Genomic DNA, 19,126 nt, shown 5'->3' with positions numbered 1-19,126 from the left:
GACGGCGAATTTCTATCTTTAGTTATGGTAAAGGGATGGGGAGAAAAACGACATGAAATCGATTGAAGAAATCAAAAAAGAAGATTTAACAAGAAAAAACTCTCTTGTTGTTAAAGCGAGCTTCGTTTCTGTTATTCTTGCAACAGTTGTTGATATTGCAATGCAGAAGGAGGCAGCTGTCATTCTGTCCATTATAGTGGCAGGAGGGCTAGGGGTTGCTATTGTTGCAGCATTGCATTACTTTAGGAAGTTTACAGCAATTATTCCTTATCTTTCGGTGATCCTGGTTTCTGGTGTCATGTTTATTATAATGGAGAACAGTGTGTCATCAACAGCTTACTTCCTTGTTTATTTTGTACTCGTTTTATCAGCAATTTATATGAATAAATACTTGCTGTGGCTGGGTTCGCTGCTCGGATTTTCAATCATATCACTCTTTACTGTTTTTCATCATAATGAGCTTCCGCTCGAACTGAAAAACTATGTAACGATTTATTTGTTATTTTCACTGGTTACAGTGCTGTTATCTTTTCAGCTGTCAATATCTAAAAGGCTTTCTGAAAACATAGCGTCTGCACAAAGGGAGACAGAGGAGCTTTTACTTAAAGACCGTGAAATCCAAAAAGCCATTGAACAAAACTCGATAGGAATTTCTGGTCTAATTGAACATGTACGGGTAAAGAGTTCAGAGAATTACCAGTCTGCTATGGAAATGAATGATTCTGTATCTGAAATATCTGCGGGAATTCAAACCCAATCAGACTCCATTATCGATATCTCCAGATCACTCGAGACGACTAACGCAGTCATTACAAGAACCTCTGATTTAGTAGATAAGCTAAGGAATGACGCAGTAGTAGCTGAGACTGTTGCGAATACAGGGGACGCATTAATTACAAAACTCCAAAATGAGTTAGCAGTTTCACAGGGTAATATAGTCCGAGTTAAACAGCATATTGTTTCTCTCGTTCAGCTCGTAAAAGAAACTTCACATTTTTCGGCAGCGATCCAAGATATTGCCTCCCAAACTAATTTGCTTGCCCTAAATGCTTCTATCGAGGCAGCAAGAGCTGGTGACAGCGGCAGGGGCTTTGCTGTGGTAGCCGAGGAAGTCAGAAAACTTGCAGATATTTCAAGCAAAACAGCCACACAGATTACAGATAACCTAAATAATGTAATTAAAGACACGGAAAAGACTAAAAACGATATTGATGAGGCAGCACTGAAACTAACAGAAAACCTTGCACTTTCAGATGATACTCAGGAGGCATTTACAAGAATTCATGCGACATTCCAGCAATTAAAGAATGATATTATTGAATATGACGCACTTACTAAAGATGTCCTCCACTCTTCGATGGCAATCGAAGGGTCGATTGCAGAGTTTAGTTCGGTAATTGAACAGGCCAGTGCGTCCCTCCAGGAAATATCCTCGGCCGTCGGAATTCAAACGGTCCATCATGAACAATTATTTAACGCTGTTGAAACTGCCCATGAGTCTGTAGATAACCTTCTAAAACTTCAAGAAAAATAAGGGAAAGCCTGCTGGCCTTCCCTTTGTTTTTTTACCTTATTTCATTAGTCTGAGCTCCTGCTGCAGAAGCTTTTAGAGCCTCCAGTTTGCTCGTTTCTATGCGGTCGGCTACGCTTTCTTTGTCCAGCTTCGCCTCCTAGGAGCTCGGGTCACAAGCCAATCGCTTCGGAAGGCATAGAGCGTCTTCTGTCAGCGCTCGTCTTATGCCTGTCGCCCCTGGACAGTCGGCTACGCTTTTCTTTGTCTAGCTTCGCCTCCCAGAAACTCGGCAAACTTCAACTCCTCCTACAGAAGCAAAGAGCGCTTCTTTGTCGGAGCCTCCAGTTTGCTCGTTTCTATGCGGTCGGCTACGCTTTTCTTTGTCTAGCTCCTCGAGTCGCTTCGGTCTTGCTGCTGAAGTCAAAGAACGACTTCATCTTCAAGCCCTCCAGCGCTTGTCGGAGCTGGACAAGGCGCTTCCGCTTTTCTATTTCCCTGGTTGGAATTCTACTGCTACTGGCTGCATGTCGCCTAGTTCAGTTCTGACTAGCTGGATGATTTCATTTGCAGCTTTCGCGGAATGTTCTTTGGACTTTATTGTGATTCTGACTTTCTCTCCGTCTGCTCTTACTAGGACATCTTCATAGTTCATTGCTTTAATCAGCATTTCTAATGTGTTTTCCTTAGTAGCAATTTGGTTCAGTTCTTTCATTTCGTCATAAGCTTTACTCCGTTCGGGTGCTGGCAGATCTGTTGACGCGATGATTGCCTGAAGTTCTCCTTTTCTCATGCTACGCTGATCATCCAGCTGCATACGGAGTGCTTCAAAAACCTCATCACTGCTGATTTCAGAGATTACTGTTTCACCATCAGCTGTCTCGTTTGTTGCTGTTTCCTGACCCTCAGCATTTTCAGCAGTATTTTCTTGCTGTTCTTCAGTGCCGCCGGCAAGCTGATTCCCATTTTGTTGTTCAGGCGAAGTGATATAATAGACTGATAGCACCACTACAAGGCTTAGCATTGTTAATAACCAGACAGTTTGTTTTTTCAATAACATTTAATTAATCCCCCTTTGTCTTTTTCGGTAAAACAGATACTTTATGGCTAGGTACATCTAGTGAACGGGTAACGGCTTCAATAATCCATTTTTTCACCTGGATATTGTCCGCTCCCTTTGCTACCACTAGAACTCCTCGAATAGCTGGCTTCTTTGTTTCAAGTACAATTGGAACTTCTTTTTCTCCGTTCCTGACTATGACTAGCTGTTCATCTTTGGAAGAATCATCCACTTTGCGTTTTCCGCCCTCCCGATCAATCTCATCAGTAGATTGGGTTTGAGTTGAAGTGTTTTTTTCCAGGACTCTTTTTTCAGTCGCATCCACATTAACCACAATAGTTACATCGTTAACTCCTACGATCCCTTCCAGCGCTTCTTTAAGCTGAGCTTCATATGCATCCTCGTAATCTGAGATCATATTGTTCTCAGTAGATTTTTTTTGCCCAAATGCAGGAACTTCTTCATCCTGACTCGATGCACTATCGAACACTGGCAGCTCATTATCTGGCCTTTCATCCTGGCCAAACATATTGCTTATAAACATAATGGCCACTCCAAACAATATTACGATTAAAAAATATTGATACTTCCCATTCTTTTTCCCATCGGGGCTTTCGTTGGTAAACTTATTTTTCAACCATGTTATTGGCCCTTTATCACTGCTCATTCTTTGTTTCACGCCCCCCTTCAATCTCAACTTGAATAGACTCTAGTGGAACATTCCATTTTTCTGAAAGAAGAGAAGCTACAATGTCGGCATCTTTGGAATTGCGCTTTGATGGAAGAGGCTGCTCCGTATTAATATCAACTTTTTTTACTGCTTCAACTGCTTCATCTTCCTTGGACGGATAACTTAGGGTTACAAATATATTTTCCAGATTATCCGGAAAGGAACGCTGATCACTTTCATCAACCCTTAGATTAATAGCTGCAATCTCCAATCCGTGCTTTTCCATCAACTCCTCCTCTGCATCCACCTCCAGATGGACAGCCATTTGTTCTAAAATATATGCATCATTAGAGGCTTGTATTTCTTTTTTATTCAAATCTATTAAATTTTCTATATTATTTTCATTATTTCCATTAAAAGCAGTTACCGAAGCCAGGGTTTCTTCAAAATCGCTCGAAAGAAGCTTCAGTACCGGATTAAGAATAATTGCGATTAATAATAGCCCTGTAACAATTTTTGTATATTTTTGAAAACTCGAATTGGGCAGGAGCATATCAATAACGGTCGCAAGCAGTACAAAAATGATGATATTAGTGATCCATTCTTTTATAAATTCCATCAGGCACCTCCTATCTCACCATCATCGTTAGATTGCCAGCCGCAATAATTACGGTGATACTCAAAAAAAACATAAGCGACACAATGGCCAAAGCGGCAAAAACATAAATGATGCTTTTACTGATGATGTCAAGGCACGAAATAATCGGTCCACCGCCTAGTGGCTGAAGGATGGCCGCGGCAAATTTATAAATAAATGCGATCATTAAAATTTTGACTGCTGGGAATGCAGCTATTATCAGCAAAATGGCAACGCCGGCCAATCCTACAGTGTTTTTTAACAGTACAGAAGCAGTGATAACTGTATCTGTGGCATCCGTGAAAACCCGGCCAATTACCGGCACAAAATTCCCAGTAATAAATTTCGCGGTTCTAATTGTAACACCATCCGCTACTGCTGCTGATGCACCTTGTACAGATATAACCCCTAAAAATATCGTTAAAAGAGCACCTAGCAGGCCTATACTCCAATTGCGGAGAAGCTGGGCCAACTGCGTAACCTTATAGTGATCCGTGAGAATACTTACAATACTTAGCAGCGTTGAAAGGAAAAGGAGGGGTAAAATAACGTATTGAATAAACATTCCGCTTGTATTCATAAGAAATAAAATGACCGGATGGAAGAAGGCAGCAGATACAATCCCCCCAGAGGCTGCCATTAAAGCTAATAACAAAGGAATCAAGGCGAGAATAAAGTGGATCATTGTACTGATCGCTTCATTTGTGTATTGAATCGCTACATGGAAGCTGTTTAAAGCAATAATTATTAACACCATAAAGACAATGGAATAAGCAACTTTACTAACAGTGCTTTTCTCAAAAGAATTTTGCAGCGTCTGTAAAAACATACTGAAAATTGTTAGAAGAACCAGCGATCCTAGTAATTTTCCATTGACGATAAATTCATGAAAGAGATATTTTAGAATACCTGATGACCATTCCTTAAGGGAAAATGTCTTTTCTCCCTTAATAAAATCATAGAGGCTTCCTTTTTGGCTTTCAGGCAAGAACCCATCATATTCATTAGTAATCTCTTCCCAAAAGAACTTCAGTTCATCAATATTCAGATTTTCAAGCTGTGAGTTTGCCACCTCCCTAGGATCAATTAAGTGTTCGGTGGTTTCATCATGTTCTGTAGCTTGTACATTTAAACTGAAAAAAAAGAGTAAAAATAAACAAATGCCAGGAATAAACTGCAGCCGCTGCATCATTGTTTCACCTCTTCATAACAGGTTCAGAGCTATAATTAATTAGGAATTAAACGGATAATTGTTTCAATCATGACTGTTAAGATTGGGATTGCCATGGCGAGGATTAAAATTTTCCCGCCTAGCTCTATTTTAGATGCTATCGCCCCTTGCCCAGCATCTTTTGTAATTTGGGCAGCAAATTCAGCAATATAGGCAATTCCAATAATCTTCAGGATGGTTTCCACATAAATTAAATTCACTTTTGCATTCACAGCAATTTTTTCAATCATGTGTATAATTAGATAGATTTGATCAACCAGGAATAAAAAAATTGTGCAACCCACGAAGACGACTAATAAAAACGCAAAGTTTGGTTTCTGTTCCTTAACAATCAGCGCCAGAAAGGTAGAAGTTAGGGCGATTCCGACTATTTGGAAAATCTCAATGGCTTAGCCCTCCCTTAGCCTTGATATAAAAATACTGATTTAATTTTTTGGAACAACTCATCAACGATGGAGGCCACCATAAACAAGATATATATAAATCCAAATAAGGTTACCCACTGGGCGTATTCTTTTTTGCCAACTTGGTCTAGAATCGTATGTAAAAATGCTACAACGATTCCGACACCGGCAATTTTAAAAATTACGTCTACCTCTAAACCCATTCTGTTCTCCTCCTAATTGCTACATCAGTAATATGATTAATAATAATCCTGATAAAAACCCAAGGCTTTTCACCATCTTTTCGTATTTTGCCTGTTTCTCGTAGGCATCTGCTTCCTCTCGTTCAAGGTGTGTGATGGTGAGCATAATTTGTTTTTGCTGCGTATATCTGTCATGTCTTCCTAGAGTTTCTCCAAATTGCTTCATAATTTCAAACTCACCTTGTTTCAGAGCGGTAAGCTTCCAAACCTCCTCTAGACTTTCATCCCAAGCTGCTTTTACCGTTGTTTCCGAATCAGTCAGTTTCTTGGCAAAACTTTCAAAAAACCAGGAAAGAGGCTTGGATAACTGTGCTGACAGCTTTCTGGAAGCCTCGTGAAGCGGTGTATGCCCGTACATAATTTCTGCCTCAAGTGACTGGAGAGCGGACTTCAACAGCCTTAACTGCCTAGGACGTTCACTCAAATGCTTAGAAGCTTCAAAACCAGCCCATGTAGCAGCAATAATTATGAAAACGGCTCCAAATAACTTCATCATCTAAGTCACTCTCACTTTATGGTCCATCTTTGTTCCCATTTCATTTTTTATCGAAGCAACTGTACCTGGACCCTCATCCCTGTTTAGTTCAATAAACCTCTCAAATATCTCTGATTCAAGGATAGGCTTTAGGATTGGACGCTTCATGATATCGCTGAATGTATTTCCATGTGTGGTTATAATTAATTTTATACCGGCATTTACAGCCTCCATGATTGCTTCAGCATCTTCCTGCCGGCCAATTTCATCAACAATCAATACATCTGGGCTCATCGAGCGTATCATCATCATCATTCCTTCAGCTTTCGGACAGGAATCCAATACATCTACGCGAGGTCCAAATGTTAATTGCGGTATTCCATTTACACAACCAGCGATTTCGGATCTTTCATCAATAATCCCTGCTTTTAAAGGCGGTATATTCTGATTGTTTATTCCTCCAGAAACAAGCCGGGCTATATCGCGGAGAAGAGTCGTTTTGCCAGTCTGTGGGGGTCCGATAATCATTGTATGTCGCCAAGCCTTGCCATTATAAATAAATGGGAGCAGCTGTTCAGAAATCCCGACTTTCTCACGGGCAACTCTAATATTAAAAGATGCAATCTCCCGAATTGCTTTCACTTTGCCTCCTTCAAGGATTACTTTTCCTGCCAGCCCGACTCTATGGCCTCCAGCTATAGTAATATATCCTCTTTGTAACTCCTCTTCTAATGTATACATAGAAAAATTACTGAGCTTGTTCAATAGTTGCACTGCATCTTCCGGTGTAACTATATAAGATAAAAACTTCGGCAAACCCCTAATCGTGACTTCTAACGGCCTGTTGATCCGGACCCGTATTTCTTCCATATTTTCTTTTTCAATAGAGGGTATCTGTTCAAGAATATCTGAAATCCTATTTGGTAAAAAAGAAAGAATGCCTTCCAAATCGTCCCCTCCTCACAGGCTCTTACTAATTAAAATGTATGCCTGCTTGGACACATTATGACTTCATTTATACCGAGCAATAAAAAGAGCAACTGCGGGCTGCAGGTGCTCTACGTGTTCTATGGGGGAATTTGGCTAGCCTAAATCCTAAAAAAGGATATAAAGTTAGGTTTTCTAATGACCCATAAAAAAAGAATTTATGAAGATACTAAACTTGAAAGGAGTGCTGAAGATGGTAAGAGAAAATCACCCCGAATTCCAGGAAAACCAAAGAAGACTTAAATATAAGTATCTAGGCGGTGCAAAAGACAACCGTAAAGAGGCGACAGCGGACCCGGAATACAATACCAATGAGAATACAGATAAGTCAGTAGGAGCAACTGGAAGAGACCCTTCCTAAAAACCTGTCATTACGACCGGCTTGTCAAACATATCTCTAATGGTTTCGACAGTTCTTTCCTTCTTCCTTCAGCGTATAGTTTAAAAGGAAGCAGCGGAGGGGAGAGGGGAAACATGCAAGAAAATGCTCAGAAAAGAATGACTGAACAATACGTTATTTCCGTTACTGGGGAAGGGTCTGTGTCGATCCTTCCCGATAAAGTAAATGTCGTTTTAGGTGTCCGTACCGATAATCAAATTGTGCAGACCGCCCAAGCAGAAAATGCAGCTGCTATGCAATTGGTTATTAATGCATTATTACAAGTAGGAATTCAGCGGGGCAATATTCAAACGGCCGATTACCGAATTGATCCTATTTATTCGTATGAAGATGGAGAGCAATTATTTAAAGGCTACCGGGTAATCCACCTTTTGAGAATAAATATTAATCCTGAACTAGCAGGTCTGGCAGTTGACACAGCTGTCCAGCAAGGCGCAAATGAGATATCGAGCATACAGTTTACCCTGTCTGACTCAAGACCAGCACAGTTACAGGCCCTCTCTCTAGCAGTCTCCAATGCGCGGCAGAAAGCTGAAGTAATTGCAAGAGTTATGGGCGTTAGCCTTTATCAAATCCCCCTTTCTGTAAACGAAAAACCTTCCGAACAAACATCGCCTATCCCTTTTATTGCTTCGTTAGAAAAATCAAGTGATGCCACGACGCCTTTAGAGCCAGGAAAAATGGAGGTAAAAGCTTTCGTTGATGCAAGGTACAAATACGTATATCCAAATTAGGATATACTCTTAATTTTTAAAACAAAAAAGCAAAACTTCGGCTTTTTTTTTAAGAGGTCCAGATATTGCTCACGAATTTCACCACATGTTTAGCTGCGCCATACTCTGTGAACATTTGTTTATGGAAAATAATTCAAAGGGGTCGACAATAGCTAATTATCCATTGGAATATATTACCACCCTTATTATTTATTGGATTACCGGTCATACAGACTTTTAACACATTATATCCATACCATATTGTTTTTCTTGTAATATACCAGTAAATAACTGTTGAAGAAGGAAAAGAAATGAGGATTTTATTAATCATATTTGCAGCAGTTTTTTTGGCAGGATGTGCGAGTGATACCTATAAAAGTATTTCTGCAGAAGATACACAGGAGATGCTGAAGGATAGCTCAGTGAAGATTATTGATGTCCGGACTCCGGAAGAATTTGCTTCTGGGCATATCCCAGAGGCAGAATTAATGCCCTTACAAAACTTTGATGAACTGTTATTTGAATTTGATAAAGAGAAAACCTATATAATCGTATGCAGGAGCGGTAATCGCTCTGCTGAGGCAAGTGCTCTTCTCTCTAGAAATGAATTAAATGGGTATATAATATGTCAGGCGGAATGCTCGCCTGGGATTTTGAACTAGAAAGATAGCTGCGGATCAGACAGTTTGCATGGAGAAAGTTCGACGTATCCTCTAAGTTCTTCTTATAAAAGTAAAGAAGCACCCTTTACTAAAGGAGTGCTCAGATTGTCGACAAAGGGGTATCGAGAGCGCTCTCGGTGCCTTTTAGTATTTTTAATATATATTGTTAATTTTATATGGCTAAAAGAGCTTCCTTTCCCCAGAGGGTAGGAGGCAGCAAGGCCACTGCATACGAAGAATCCGCGCTTGAATCTTTTACCTGAAGCGTCCACACGCTGCAGAGTAAATTAATCGAACTGTTCTAACAAAAAATAAAACGCTGCTTTTTAAAACCTTATTGATTCGTTTCAAAAGATCTTAAAAAGCTTACAATATCAGTGATATCCTGTTCAGATAACTGCCTTACTCCATCCTGTCCTTTTAAAGATGGACCCATCCTTGTATTTTCCCGCCCATAAGCTGTACTAATCCAGATCTGCTTGTCTGTTGTATACTTAAGATAATCACCGTTTGCAAGAGCGGTGCCCATTTTATTTATTCCCTGTCCCGATTCCCCATGACATGTCAGGCAATACAAATTATAGAGCCTCTCTCCAGTTGTTGGGTTCCCGTCTAAAACTGCAGGGGCTTCTAATTCAAGCTGTTCACTTTGCCACCCTCTCATGAAAACAACCACTTTTTTTATTTCTTCATCAGCAAGTATCGATTCATATTCAGGCATCATTGCTTTAACTCTCCCATATTTGACATAGTTAAACAAATCTTCATCTGAGACAGAGTTCAAAAACTGCTGATTATTTAATGATGTGCCAGAGTGTGCACCTTCCCCCTGGCCTGTCAGCCCGTGGCAGGATACACAGTGCTGTCTGTATAATTTCTCACCCTCTTGAACCTCTACACTTAACTGTGCATTGTTTTTACTGAAAAACACTGCTGCAGCTGCTCCTATTAGAACAACTGCTGCAAAACCAATAACTATTCTTCTCATGATCATCCCTTATTTCGGTTCAGGTGTTGGAGTAGGCTCCCCGTAATGTCCATATGCCTTCTTAATCAAATGATGAATGTCATTTAGATTTTTGCCATCGTCATGCATTTCTACCGCCTCCCGGGCGATATTGACACAAATGTCTCAAGCAATCCCATGAGGATCCCATTCAGACACCCTGTTGTCCTCTCCCATTCCTTTAATAAAACAGTCAAGGTTGCTCATATGACCAGCAGATTCGTTACAGTTGCAGTAACAGGGAACTGAAGCCAGCACTTCAGGATATTCCGCTGCCAACACGTACGTCTCTTGGACAATCTCTGAGGAGCTTAAGACATATTCAGGAAGTGGATGATGCTTTTTGTCAAGGGTTAAACCTGTTTTTTCTTCTGATCCACACCCTGATAAAGCTCCTGCAGTAAGTATGCTTATTAAGAAGATTAAAGCGATTCGCTTCATAGCAGACACCTCTTTTTTCCTACTATTTAGTGGTGATTAGGTATGAATTAATTTTAACAAAAACCTAATCAGACAAATGGTATAAATATTACTATTTGGTGAAGATTCTTTTATCAAATTACTGTTAAATGGCAGTAATGATTCTCATCATTTGGAAGCTGTTCCTACACCAGTAAACCACTTGCTCAATCCAAGGCGTTAATACCCCTACTATATTGAGCACTGTTATTAATATAGAAAAAGAATGCAGAGATTGAGCAGTAAGCTCGGAGAAATTGTTGCCGAGGAGTGAAAGAACAACAGTGAGTGCCCATCCGCTAAAATTCCCAGCCATTAAAAAACCCCCGACCCGCTCGTGGCGGAATCAGAGGTATTTAGAATTAAATATTTAAGCACGGGAAACGTAAGAACTATCAGTTGTATTAACAATAAGCTTGTCACCTTGGTTGATAAAGAAAGGAACCTGGACACTTAGTCCTGTTTCAAGGATTGCAGGCTTTGTACCACCTGAGGCTGTATCACCTTTGATACCAGGTTCTGTTTCAGTTACTTCAAGCACGACTGTGTTCGGCAGCTCTACACCAAGAGTTTCTTCCGCATACATCAAGATGTGTACTTCCATATTTTCTTTCAGAAACTTTAGTTCGTACTCAATGGAATCTGCAGAAAGCTCAATCTGCTCGTAAGTTTCATTATCCATAAAGACATGCTGGTCAGCACTTGCATATAAATATTGCATTTTTTTATTGTCAATCTGGGCCTTCCCAACCTTTTCACCGGCACGGAAAGTTTTTTCCTGGATCGCACCAGTGCGAAGATTGCGCAGCTTTGAGCGAACAAATGCCGCTCCTTTACCCGGTTTAACATGTTGAAAGTCAATAACTCGCCAAATGCTGTTATCAACTTCAATTGTTAAACCTGTACGAAAATCGTTTACAGATATCATGTAAATGTCCTCCTATTAGTTCTTCATTCTATAAAATTATGAGTTCCTTTGTGGAGTGCGTAAGACTTGTGTTATGATTCATTGTTATTACAGTGTCATCTTCAATCCGCACTCCACCGACACCAGGTATGTATATCCCGGGCTCTACCGTTACTACCATTCCAGGCTCCAATACAACATCTGACTTAAAGGAAAGGCCTGGTCCTTCATGCACCTCAAGGCCGATGCCATGACCTGTTGAATGTCCAAAGTACTCACCATATCCCTTTTCAACAATTAAGTTACGGGTAAGCGCATCGGCTTCCTTACCGGTCATGCCTGGCTTAATTCCTGCCATGCCACGCAACTGGGCCTCAAGAACAATGTTATAAATTTCTTTTAGCTTATCCTCAGGTTTACCAACAGCAAGGGTTCGGGTAATGTCAGACACATATCCTTTATAGTAAGCTCCGAAATCCAGTGTGATGAAGTCTCCTGACTCAATAACCTTTTCACTGGCAACTCCATGCGGAAGGGCAGAACGATAACCTGAAGCAACAATGATATCAAAAGACGAGGAATCCGCCCCAGCTCTTCTCATGAAGAACTCTAACTCATTGGAAACTTCAAGCTCGGTTAAACCAGGCCTGATGAAGCCTGTAATATGCTTAAAGGCAGCATCGGCAATTTCGGCTGCTTCCTTTAATATCTTAATCTCTCCATCTGTCTTTATCAAGCGCAATTTTTCAACGGCGCCCGAAACAGGAACTAACTCGGCTTCAACTGCTTTATCATAGGACTTGAATGTTGAAAAAGTTACATGATCTTCCTCAAAACCAAGCTTTCGAATACCCAGCTGCTGCACCTGTTTGGCAACTTCTTCTTGAATAGCCCCTTTATGCTGGATAATTTCAAACCCTTCGCATTGTTTGGCTGCTTGCTCCATATACCTGAAATCAGTAATAAATAGCGCCTTTTCTCCGCTGATCAAAACTGCACCTGCTGTACCTGTAAAACCTGATATATACCGTCGGTTATAGCTGCTAGTTATGAGCAAGCCATCTACATTATTATCAGCAAATTTAGTACGGAGCTTTTGAATTTTCTCCATATATATCCCCTCTCCTTTTGCTTATATCAAGTTAAAGACCCTGATTTTTAGCGTTGATTTTCGTCAACCTTTTGACAGCAATTCTACATACAGTCGACATTCTTTTTTAAAAATAGGCTCTGTTAAGCTTGACTGTTGATCGTCGTTTCAGGCGCTCTTTCAAAGAGACGGTCGGGAAGGGTTATTTCCACTAACTACCTCCTCGGCGCTGAAGCAAATCCCCTGTACCGCTGCTCCCGCAGGACACTAAATTTACCATCTTCGAGTAAGCTCACACACGAAGGAAATGCCTAAGCATTTAAAGGGTCAATCGCCTTCATTCCAATCAACACTGCTAAAAATCAACAAAGTTCTTTAACAGAGCCTAAAAACAAATTAGGTTTTTTATGTAATTCTGCAATTGAAATCCTGTCTATTACGTTGAATTTAGGCCATTTCTTTAAAAAAGAATGTTCTGTAAGAACATTCTAACATACCTATTTTCGGATGAACTACTGTAACGCAGTTAGGTTGGGACTTCTTTGTTTTTTTTCTGACGGTACTTTGCTTCATTTTCTTCAAAGGAAATTGAATATCCGACAAACACTCCATAAAGAATATAGAAACAAACTGAGGTTATCAAAGTATGTTTTGATAATTTCATGAAAGGCTCCATTCCAGGAAATAACGGATTTAGAACAAAGAAGACGAGGAAAAACAGAACGATACCATAGCCAACACCTGCCCAAAGGCTGTTAATCCTTCTTAGCATTATATAATACAACAGGGCAGCTCCTACTGAAAATAAACCAATTGCTACAATTGAAATAACCGTTCCCAGCCACCCGTTTTTCCAATCACCGAGCGCCCATGGTTCTAAAATTATGTTGGGGCGAATATCGGTGAAATTTAAAACGTAGGCAAAATAACCCAACGTACTCCAAAAAATACCCCCAAACAACCCTGTAATAACCACCATTGTGATAAAAGACATTGGTTTTTCGTGCTGATTTTGCTCTAGGTTTTGGCTCTCATCTGCCATTATAAACCACCTCCATTCGTTATTATGTCCATGGGCATAGATTACTTACACAAATCTGTTGTTTAAAACAGAATTTTTCAGTTAAATGGGAAAACAGTTTATCTCTATAGAGGTTTTTGTATTTTTTTAGTAAACTATATATAAGTACATACAGCGTTCCTGTTCAGTTGGTTGGTGTATGAATGACAAGTGTTCATGTTTTAGTTTATTGCAGCCAGCCCAAATGTTAGCAAGTATTTTGTGGCCAAGACCACTAGCTCACCGCCTATGCGCGAAAAAGAACCGGATAAAAAATAGGCAGAAGCTGCCATTTTTTCGTTTAATCACCTGTTAATTAAGGAAAAAGAAACAAGTATCAATTAAAAACAGGGCAGATTGTATAATAATTAGTTTAAAAGATGGAAAAAATGCTCAAGATGCTCTTAGGGAGGTGGCTTTCGTGAGAAATAAGGCTTCATTTTATGTTGTTACGGGATTACTGATACTCGCCGCTGTGGGAATCGTTACTAGTTTAATTAAAGATCCTTCAGGCTTTCTTAAATTAATTGCCGGTGTTATCTTGGTCGGAGCAGTCGTATATTTCCTGGTCAACCGCTTTACTAAAGCTGGCCCTAAGAAGCATGAGCAGCGTGCTTTTATGAAGGCAGCTAAAAAATCAAAGAAGAGATTTCAGCACAAGGAACCTTCAACACGCGGCACAGCTATGGGCTCTTTAACTTCCATTAGAAAAAAGAAAAAAAACCCTTCCCACCTAACGGTAATTGAAGGGAAAAAAGGTAAGAAAAAAAATCGGGCCACATTTTGAGGTCCGATTTTTGTGTTTTTTCAGAATGACCATGCTTTTAAAAATTGTAGGGCACACGCTCTCCCATATTGAATCAATTCAATTTTTTTCTCCTTGGTCAGCTGAAATTCTGTTGTTAACACACCATCAGTTGGAATGAAAATAATATTTTTTTCATGCTTTCTTGATATGTACCTTGCGTCATGTGCATCCTTCATCGTTTCAAAAAGTGCCTCATACATTTGAATGGCGTTTCGTACATTTTTTTTTGGACGTTCTCCGAGCTTATGGCTGAGCTTGATTCCTAGAACAGGACGAACCTTTTTAACATTTTCCCGATCAAATAGCCACATTGGAAAATTGCTTAGTACACCACCATCTACTATTAAGTGATTCCCCGTCCGAGTTTTGAGTTTCACTGGTTCAAAAAAGAAAGGGAGACTGCAGCTCATTCTTATCGCCCTTGCTATTGGAAAATTCACTGGTGAACAGAGGTATTGATTTAGATCGTCAGGAAGTACAATTAACCGGCCTGTCGTTAAATCCGAAGCAATTACCCTAAGAGCATTCGGCGGAAGATCGGAAAAAGTTCGTACACCTTTAGCCGCCAGCTTTTCATAAATCCATTTTTCTAATTCTAATCCTTTATACAGTCCCAGCCGCCAGTATACCAGCAGCCATTTAGTCAGCGGGTTAGGCAAAAATATTTTTCGATCATCTAAAAAAGAAGATAGCTTAAGTTCATCCATAAAACCCATAATTTCTCTGCTTGTATATCCCGCGGCAATTAGTGCAGCTATAATCGCGCCAGCACTTGTGCCAGCTACCCGTTTAAATCTTAAGCCTCTATCTTCAATCCCTGCATAGGCCCCTACCAATGCTAGTCCTTTTATTCCTCCACCAGAGAAAACGCCGTCTATATACATACCCTCCACCTCCAAAGAAGTAGCCACTTGTTAAACTTTAAGCGGCTGGCATGTAAAATAGTACGGAGTACAAGCAGAAAAATTCAGTTTTACGTAAAATACTGGATTTGTGCCTCTGGGAAATATGAATGGATGTAGCCTCTTATTGTGTTCTCTAATTCCTGTGCCTGATCATTCTGATACACATATTTTCCTATTCCATATCTTCCCCATTTATACTTTCGTTCCTCTTCATTCATTTCAAGCTTTGTTTTAGGATACCTTTTTAAAATTACGTTTTTAGCTGGTTTTGTATATCGGTGCTGAATCAGTTCAAAGGTTAAATGACTTAAATCAATACCTTGAAGCGAATCGCTTAACCGCTGAAAAAGTTCTTTATAGCCCTCTTCCCATCCCTCATGAACATAAATTGGCGCTACGATAAACCCCAGCCTATACCCGGCTTTTGCCACCTTTCGTGCGGCCTCAAGCCGTTCATCGAAGGAAGAGGTCCCCGGTTCAAAGTGCTTAATCACATACCGGGCATTTATGCTAAAGCGAAAGCTTGTTTTTCCGTTGTGCTCTGCATCAAGCAAGTGATCGACATGATGATATTTTGTTACAAATCTAAGTCTGCCAAATTCAGTTTGACCAATAAATTCAATCGTTTTCTTTAGGGCATGTGTTAAATGGTCAATTCCGACAATATCCGATGTGCAGGCGGCTTCAAACCGGGTTATCTCTGGCTCCCTTTCCTTCATATATTTTTCTGCCTGCTCAAATATTTCATCAAGATTCACATAGGTGCGGATATAAGGTTTGCTTCCTAATGTCGTTTGCAGGTAACAATAATGACAGTGACCCATGCACCCTGTTGCAAGTGGTATTGCATACTCAGCCGAGGGCTTTGATGTATCAAATTTGAGTGTCTTGCGGATGCCTACAACAAGCGTTGATTTTGCATTGCGATATTGCTGCAGCTCGTTATCACCGGGGATTCCCCTCACTTGGTTATGAGAGGTGGTTTCACGTATTTCGAGTCCCATCTTTTCGAATTTCTCTTTAAGCTCTTTGCCAAGCGGATATTCGAGTGCTCGTGGTTCTATATAGACTAACTGTGGGACAAAAGCTTTCATTCCTGTACCTCTTTTCTGATCTTTGGTGTCTTTTTTGTAGTATAGACAAATATAAAAAAAAGAGGCTGGGAAAATATTCCCCAACCTCTAATTGATTGCTATTATAGACCGCACTTAAGCTGTGCGTTGCAATTTGTGCATGTATTACAGCCGCCGATCTCTTTCACTGTTCCCTGGCGACAAACAGGGCATGTATTACCGACTTCTGATCCAATTGTAACGTCAGTTGAACGCAGCGGACTGATCGTATCCACTAATACAACATGCTGTTTTTGCTTCTCTTTCTGTGCGGGCTGATCGTCTTCAAAACTGTTTTCCTCTGCTTTTAAGGTTAAAACTTGTGTATCGCGTGAGCCATCAACATAAACGGTTCCACCCTTTGCCCCGCCTTTGTAAAGACGCTCATATACTTTTTCTACCTGTTCCACGCTGTAACCCCTTGGAGCATTAACCGTTTTACTGATGGAACTGTCAATCCAGCGCTGGATAACGCATTGAGTATCAGCATGGGCTTCCGGAGCCAATTCCATTGCAGCAACGAACCAGCTTGGAAGATTTTCCGAGTCTGCGTCAGGATTTCTATCCAAATATTCCTGAACGATATCCGCCTTCACTTCAATAAATTTACCCAGGCGCCCGCTTCTGAAGTAAGAGAATGAGAAATATGGTTCTAATCCTGTAGATACACCAACCATCGTTCCTGTAGAGCCTGTAGGTGCCACAGTCAGCAAGTGTGAGTTCCTTATTCCATTCTCAAGTATAGAATCGCGAATATCTTGAGGCATTTTTTTCATAAAACCTGTTTCCGTAAATGCTTGACGCAACCGGTTTGTCTTCTCTTCGGTATCGCCAGTCAAGAACGGGAAGCTGCCTTTTTCTTTAGCAAGTTCTACAGATGCACGGTAAGCAGTAGTAGCAATGGTTTCAAATACTTTATCAACCAGCTGATTACCTTTTTCGGAACCATATTCCGTCTCACAGTAGATCAGAAGATCATGAAGTCCCATGACACCAAGGCCAACACGGCGTTCACCAAGAGCTTGTGTTTTATTATCTTCAAGGAAGTAAGGCGTCGCATCAATGACGTTATCCTGCATGCGGACTCCTACTTCTACAGTACGCTTTAATCTTTCATAGTTAACAGTCTTTGTGTCCTTGTCTGCCATTTCTGCAAGGTTGACAGCAGCCAAGTTACACACACTGTAAGGTGCAAGCGGTTGTTCCCCGCATGGGTTTGTTGCGACTACTTTTTGTCCATATGCCTGAGCATTGGTCATGTCATTCGCATTATCAATAAAGAAAATTCCAGGTTCCGCTGAGTAGGTTGCACAGATATTAATTAAATTCCAAAGCTCTTTTGCTTTGATCTTTTTATAGGTGCGCACTTTATATCCGAGCTTTTCCCATTCACGAACATCGCCAACTTTGTGCCATTCTTCATTGTATTCTTTCATTGTTTTGGAGTCATAGCTTTCAACGTCAGGGAAGCGAAGTTCATATTCTCCGTCTTTTTCGACAGCGTCCATAAATTCTTTTGTCAGACAGATAGAAATATTCGCTCCAGTTAAGAATTCGGAATTATGAACTGTGTAATTCCCTCCGGTAACAAGCTTTTCTTCAGCTGATTTTATAATATCCTTGCTGAATCCTCCGTATCCAGGAATCCCTTTGTAGTTAACAATCCCTTGGTACATGGCTTCTTCCTGCAGCGTTAGCGGAGTGAATTTCAGCTTGTCTTTCGCATGCTTTTTGATTGTTTCATCTTCTGTATTTTCAATTAAAAATCTTAAGATGCGAGGGTTTTGCATTTTAGAAATGATGAATTCAACTATATCAGGATGCCAGTCCGTTAGCATTATCATTTGGGCTCCGCGCCGTGATCCGCCCTGCTCTACCAAATGAGTCAGCTTTGCGATATCATCCAGCCAGGAAACGGATCCAGAGGACTTTCCATTTACCCCTTTAGCGAGCGTATTGCGCGGTCTTAGTGTGGAACCATTCGTTCCAACTCCTCCGCCTCGGCTCATGATTTCCATGACTTGTTTACGGTGCTCTGAAATCCCTTCTCGGGAGTCCTGGACAAATGGCATTACATAACAGTTAAAGTAAGTTACGTCTGTATCTGCACCAGCACCATAAAGAACTCGTCCCGCTGGAATAAAATTAAGATTAACTAATTCTTGATAAAATTTTTGAAACCACTCTTGCCGTTTCTCTTCTGTTGTTTCTACTGATGCAAGTCCCGTGGCGTTACGTTTGGCAACTTGCTCATAAAAGACTTCAAGCGGCTTCTCAATGACGTCCAATGATTTTTTTATAATCCCAGTTCTTGCTTCCTCTGGCTCATCTAGAACTCCTCGGAATTCTTCATCCACAAGGATTGTAGCTGATTTGTCTTCCCAATCGATATCCACAATGTAGCCTAGGCCCCTGGCCGGAAACTTAGGATCTTCTTTTATGGTTAGAACAACAAAGTCTCCCTTTGTCAAAGTGACTTTCTCGGTGTCTTTAAAAGTATAGCGGTCCAGCATTACTAGTCTGGACACCCCTTTGTGGGTAATTTTCATATCAGGGGTAATGGGGTGTACTTGAGGGAATAACCTGATGTCTTTGTTCAAGCTTTCCACATTGATTTTCGTATTTTGTCCTAGTGTAACAGACATGATCACAACTCCTTCAACTAATATAAAGCACTCTAGCAATTTTTCTCTAGTAAAAATACAAGGCAGGTAATATCTAGATGTAATTTGAGTACCCTTAAGGTATCATACCGAAACTACAAAAATCAATATATAGTGTATAGTTT

Annotated in this window: 22 protein-coding genes; 5 read left to right on the top strand and 17 right to left on the bottom strand. The window is 40.5% G+C overall.

What is annotated here, in order from left to right; genetic code table 11:
• The first annotated feature begins 52 nt into the window (after positions 1-52).
• Complete coding sequence (locus HRJ06_RS17090) at positions 53-1,534, top strand: methyl-accepting chemotaxis protein (RefSeq protein ID WP_174734176.1); 1,482 nt, start codon at positions 53-55, stop codon at positions 1,532-1,534.
• 466 nt (positions 1,535-2,000) lie between these two features.
• On the opposite strand, the gene HRJ06_RS17085 is transcribed toward HRJ06_RS17090, so the two are convergent.
• From HRJ06_RS17085 to spoIIIAA, 8 genes are read right to left on the bottom strand one after another with little or no spacing between them, the layout of a single operon-like run.
• A complete protein-coding gene (locus HRJ06_RS17085) occupies positions 2,001-2,570 on the bottom strand; it encodes a SpoIIIAH-like family protein (RefSeq protein WP_174734175.1) in 570 nt (189 codons plus the stop codon).
• A 4-nt stretch (positions 2,571-2,574) separates the two neighbouring features.
• Positions 2,575-3,237 (bottom strand): stage III sporulation protein AG, encoded by a 663-nt coding sequence (gene spoIIIAG, locus HRJ06_RS17080; protein WP_174734174.1) that lies wholly within the window; start codon positions 3,235-3,237, stop codon positions 2,575-2,577.
• Positions 3,227-3,859 carry a stage III sporulation protein AF gene (gene spoIIIAF, locus HRJ06_RS17075; protein WP_174734173.1) on the bottom strand — a complete coding sequence of 211 codons (633 nt, stop codon included), beginning with the start codon at positions 3,857-3,859 and terminating at the stop codon, positions 3,227-3,229. Before spoIIIAF ends, spoIIIAG begins: the two co-directional genes overlap by 11 nt.
• Before the next feature lie 10 nt (positions 3,860-3,869).
• The gene (gene spoIIIAE / locus HRJ06_RS17070; RefSeq protein ID WP_422392741.1) at positions 3,870-5,066 is read right to left on the bottom strand and encodes a stage III sporulation protein AE; all 1,197 of its coding nucleotides are present in this window, start codon (positions 5,064-5,066) and stop codon (positions 3,870-3,872) included.
• A 38-nt stretch (positions 5,067-5,104) separates the two neighbouring features.
• Positions 5,105-5,494, bottom strand: a complete 390-nt coding sequence (gene spoIIIAD, locus HRJ06_RS17065; RefSeq protein WP_174734241.1) for a stage III sporulation protein AD — start codon at positions 5,492-5,494, stop codon at positions 5,105-5,107.
• 14 nt (positions 5,495-5,508) lie between these two features.
• Positions 5,509-5,715 (bottom strand): stage III sporulation protein AC, encoded by a 207-nt coding sequence (spoIIIAC, locus tag HRJ06_RS17060; RefSeq protein ID WP_174734171.1) that lies wholly within the window; start codon positions 5,713-5,715, stop codon positions 5,509-5,511.
• A gap of 19 nt (positions 5,716-5,734) precedes the next feature.
• Positions 5,735-6,250, bottom strand: coding sequence for a stage III sporulation protein SpoIIIAB (spoIIIAB, locus tag HRJ06_RS17055; protein WP_174734170.1), 516 nt, complete (start codon positions 6,248-6,250; stop codon positions 5,735-5,737).
• Positions 6,251-7,177: a stage III sporulation protein AA gene (gene spoIIIAA, locus HRJ06_RS17050; RefSeq protein ID WP_174734169.1), complete on the bottom strand. Its 927-nt coding sequence runs from the start codon at positions 7,175-7,177 to the stop codon at positions 6,251-6,253.
• Between the two features lie 232 nt (positions 7,178-7,409).
• Between spoIIIAA and HRJ06_RS17045 the strand changes: the two genes are divergently transcribed.
• The 3 genes from HRJ06_RS17045 to HRJ06_RS17035 all read left to right on the top strand — a co-directional run bounded on the left by HRJ06_RS17045 (position 7,410) and on the right by HRJ06_RS17035 (position 8,991).
• The gene (locus HRJ06_RS17045) at positions 7,410-7,577 is read left to right on the top strand and encodes a hypothetical protein (RefSeq protein ID WP_174734168.1); all 168 of its coding nucleotides are present in this window, start codon (positions 7,410-7,412) and stop codon (positions 7,575-7,577) included.
• 113 nt (positions 7,578-7,690) lie between these two features.
• Positions 7,691-8,350 (top strand): SIMPL domain-containing protein, encoded by a 660-nt coding sequence (locus HRJ06_RS17040; protein ID WP_174734167.1) that lies wholly within the window; start codon positions 7,691-7,693, stop codon positions 8,348-8,350.
• Positions 8,351-8,640: 290 nt separating this feature from the next.
• The gene (locus tag HRJ06_RS17035) at positions 8,641-8,991 is read left to right on the top strand and encodes a rhodanese-like domain-containing protein (RefSeq protein ID WP_174734166.1); all 351 of its coding nucleotides are present in this window, start codon (positions 8,641-8,643) and stop codon (positions 8,989-8,991) included.
• Positions 8,992-9,325: 334 nt separating this feature from the next.
• On the opposite strand, the gene HRJ06_RS17030 is transcribed toward HRJ06_RS17035, so the two are convergent.
• From HRJ06_RS17030 to HRJ06_RS17000, 6 genes are all read right to left on the bottom strand, one after another.
• Positions 9,326-9,979: a c-type cytochrome gene (locus HRJ06_RS17030; RefSeq protein ID WP_174734165.1), complete on the bottom strand. Its 654-nt coding sequence runs from the start codon at positions 9,977-9,979 to the stop codon at positions 9,326-9,328.
• 9 nt (positions 9,980-9,988) lie between these two features.
• Positions 9,989-10,438 carry a PCYCGC motif-containing (lipo)protein gene (locus HRJ06_RS17020; protein WP_277874694.1) on the bottom strand — a complete coding sequence of 150 codons (450 nt, stop codon included), beginning with the start codon at positions 10,436-10,438 and terminating at the stop codon, positions 9,989-9,991.
• Between the two features lie 124 nt (positions 10,439-10,562).
• Positions 10,563-10,772, bottom strand: a complete 210-nt coding sequence (locus HRJ06_RS17015; RefSeq protein WP_174734162.1) for a hypothetical protein — start codon at positions 10,770-10,772, stop codon at positions 10,563-10,565.
• 54 nt (positions 10,773-10,826) lie between these two features.
• Entirely contained in the window at positions 10,827-11,384 is a 558-nt protein-coding gene (gene efp, locus HRJ06_RS17010; RefSeq protein ID WP_174734161.1) for an elongation factor P, read from the bottom strand.
• 28 nt (positions 11,385-11,412) lie between these two features.
• Positions 11,413-12,474, bottom strand: a complete 1,062-nt coding sequence (locus tag HRJ06_RS17005; protein WP_174734160.1) for a M24 family metallopeptidase — start codon at positions 12,472-12,474, stop codon at positions 11,413-11,415.
• 505 nt (positions 12,475-12,979) lie between these two features.
• Positions 12,980-13,495 carry a YqhR family membrane protein gene (locus HRJ06_RS17000; RefSeq protein ID WP_174734159.1) on the bottom strand — a complete coding sequence of 172 codons (516 nt, stop codon included), beginning with the start codon at positions 13,493-13,495 and terminating at the stop codon, positions 12,980-12,982.
• Between the two features lie 439 nt (positions 13,496-13,934).
• Here HRJ06_RS17000 and HRJ06_RS16995 point away from each other — a divergent pair, with 439 nt between their 5' ends.
• Positions 13,935-14,300, top strand: a complete 366-nt coding sequence (locus HRJ06_RS16995) for an SA1362 family protein (RefSeq protein WP_174734158.1) — start codon at positions 13,935-13,937, stop codon at positions 14,298-14,300.
• 20 nt (positions 14,301-14,320) lie between these two features.
• Here HRJ06_RS16995 and HRJ06_RS16990 read toward each other — a convergent pair whose 3' ends face one another.
• The 3 genes from HRJ06_RS16990 to HRJ06_RS16980 all read right to left on the bottom strand — a co-directional run bounded on the left by HRJ06_RS16990 (position 14,321) and on the right by HRJ06_RS16980 (position 18,983).
• A complete protein-coding gene (locus HRJ06_RS16990) occupies positions 14,321-15,205 on the bottom strand; it encodes a patatin-like phospholipase family protein (protein ID WP_174734157.1) in 885 nt (294 codons plus the stop codon).
• 89 nt (positions 15,206-15,294) lie between these two features.
• Positions 15,295-16,320, bottom strand: a complete 1,026-nt coding sequence (gene splB, locus HRJ06_RS16985) for a spore photoproduct lyase (protein ID WP_174734156.1) — start codon at positions 16,318-16,320, stop codon at positions 15,295-15,297.
• Positions 16,321-16,421: 101 nt separating this feature from the next.
• Complete coding sequence (locus HRJ06_RS16980; protein WP_174734155.1) at positions 16,422-18,983, bottom strand: vitamin B12-dependent ribonucleotide reductase; 2,562 nt, start codon at positions 18,981-18,983, stop codon at positions 16,422-16,424.
• Positions 18,984-19,126 lie beyond the last annotated feature (143 nt).

Origin of the sequence: Mesobacillus harenae (assembly GCF_013343715.1) — a bacterium.
GTDB classification, from domain to species: Bacteria; Bacillota; Bacilli; order Bacillales; family Cytobacillaceae; genus Mesobacillus_A; species Mesobacillus_A harenae.
The sequence above is the reverse complement of the archived record's forward strand: the minus strand, read 5'-3'. Positions and strand labels throughout refer to the sequence as shown.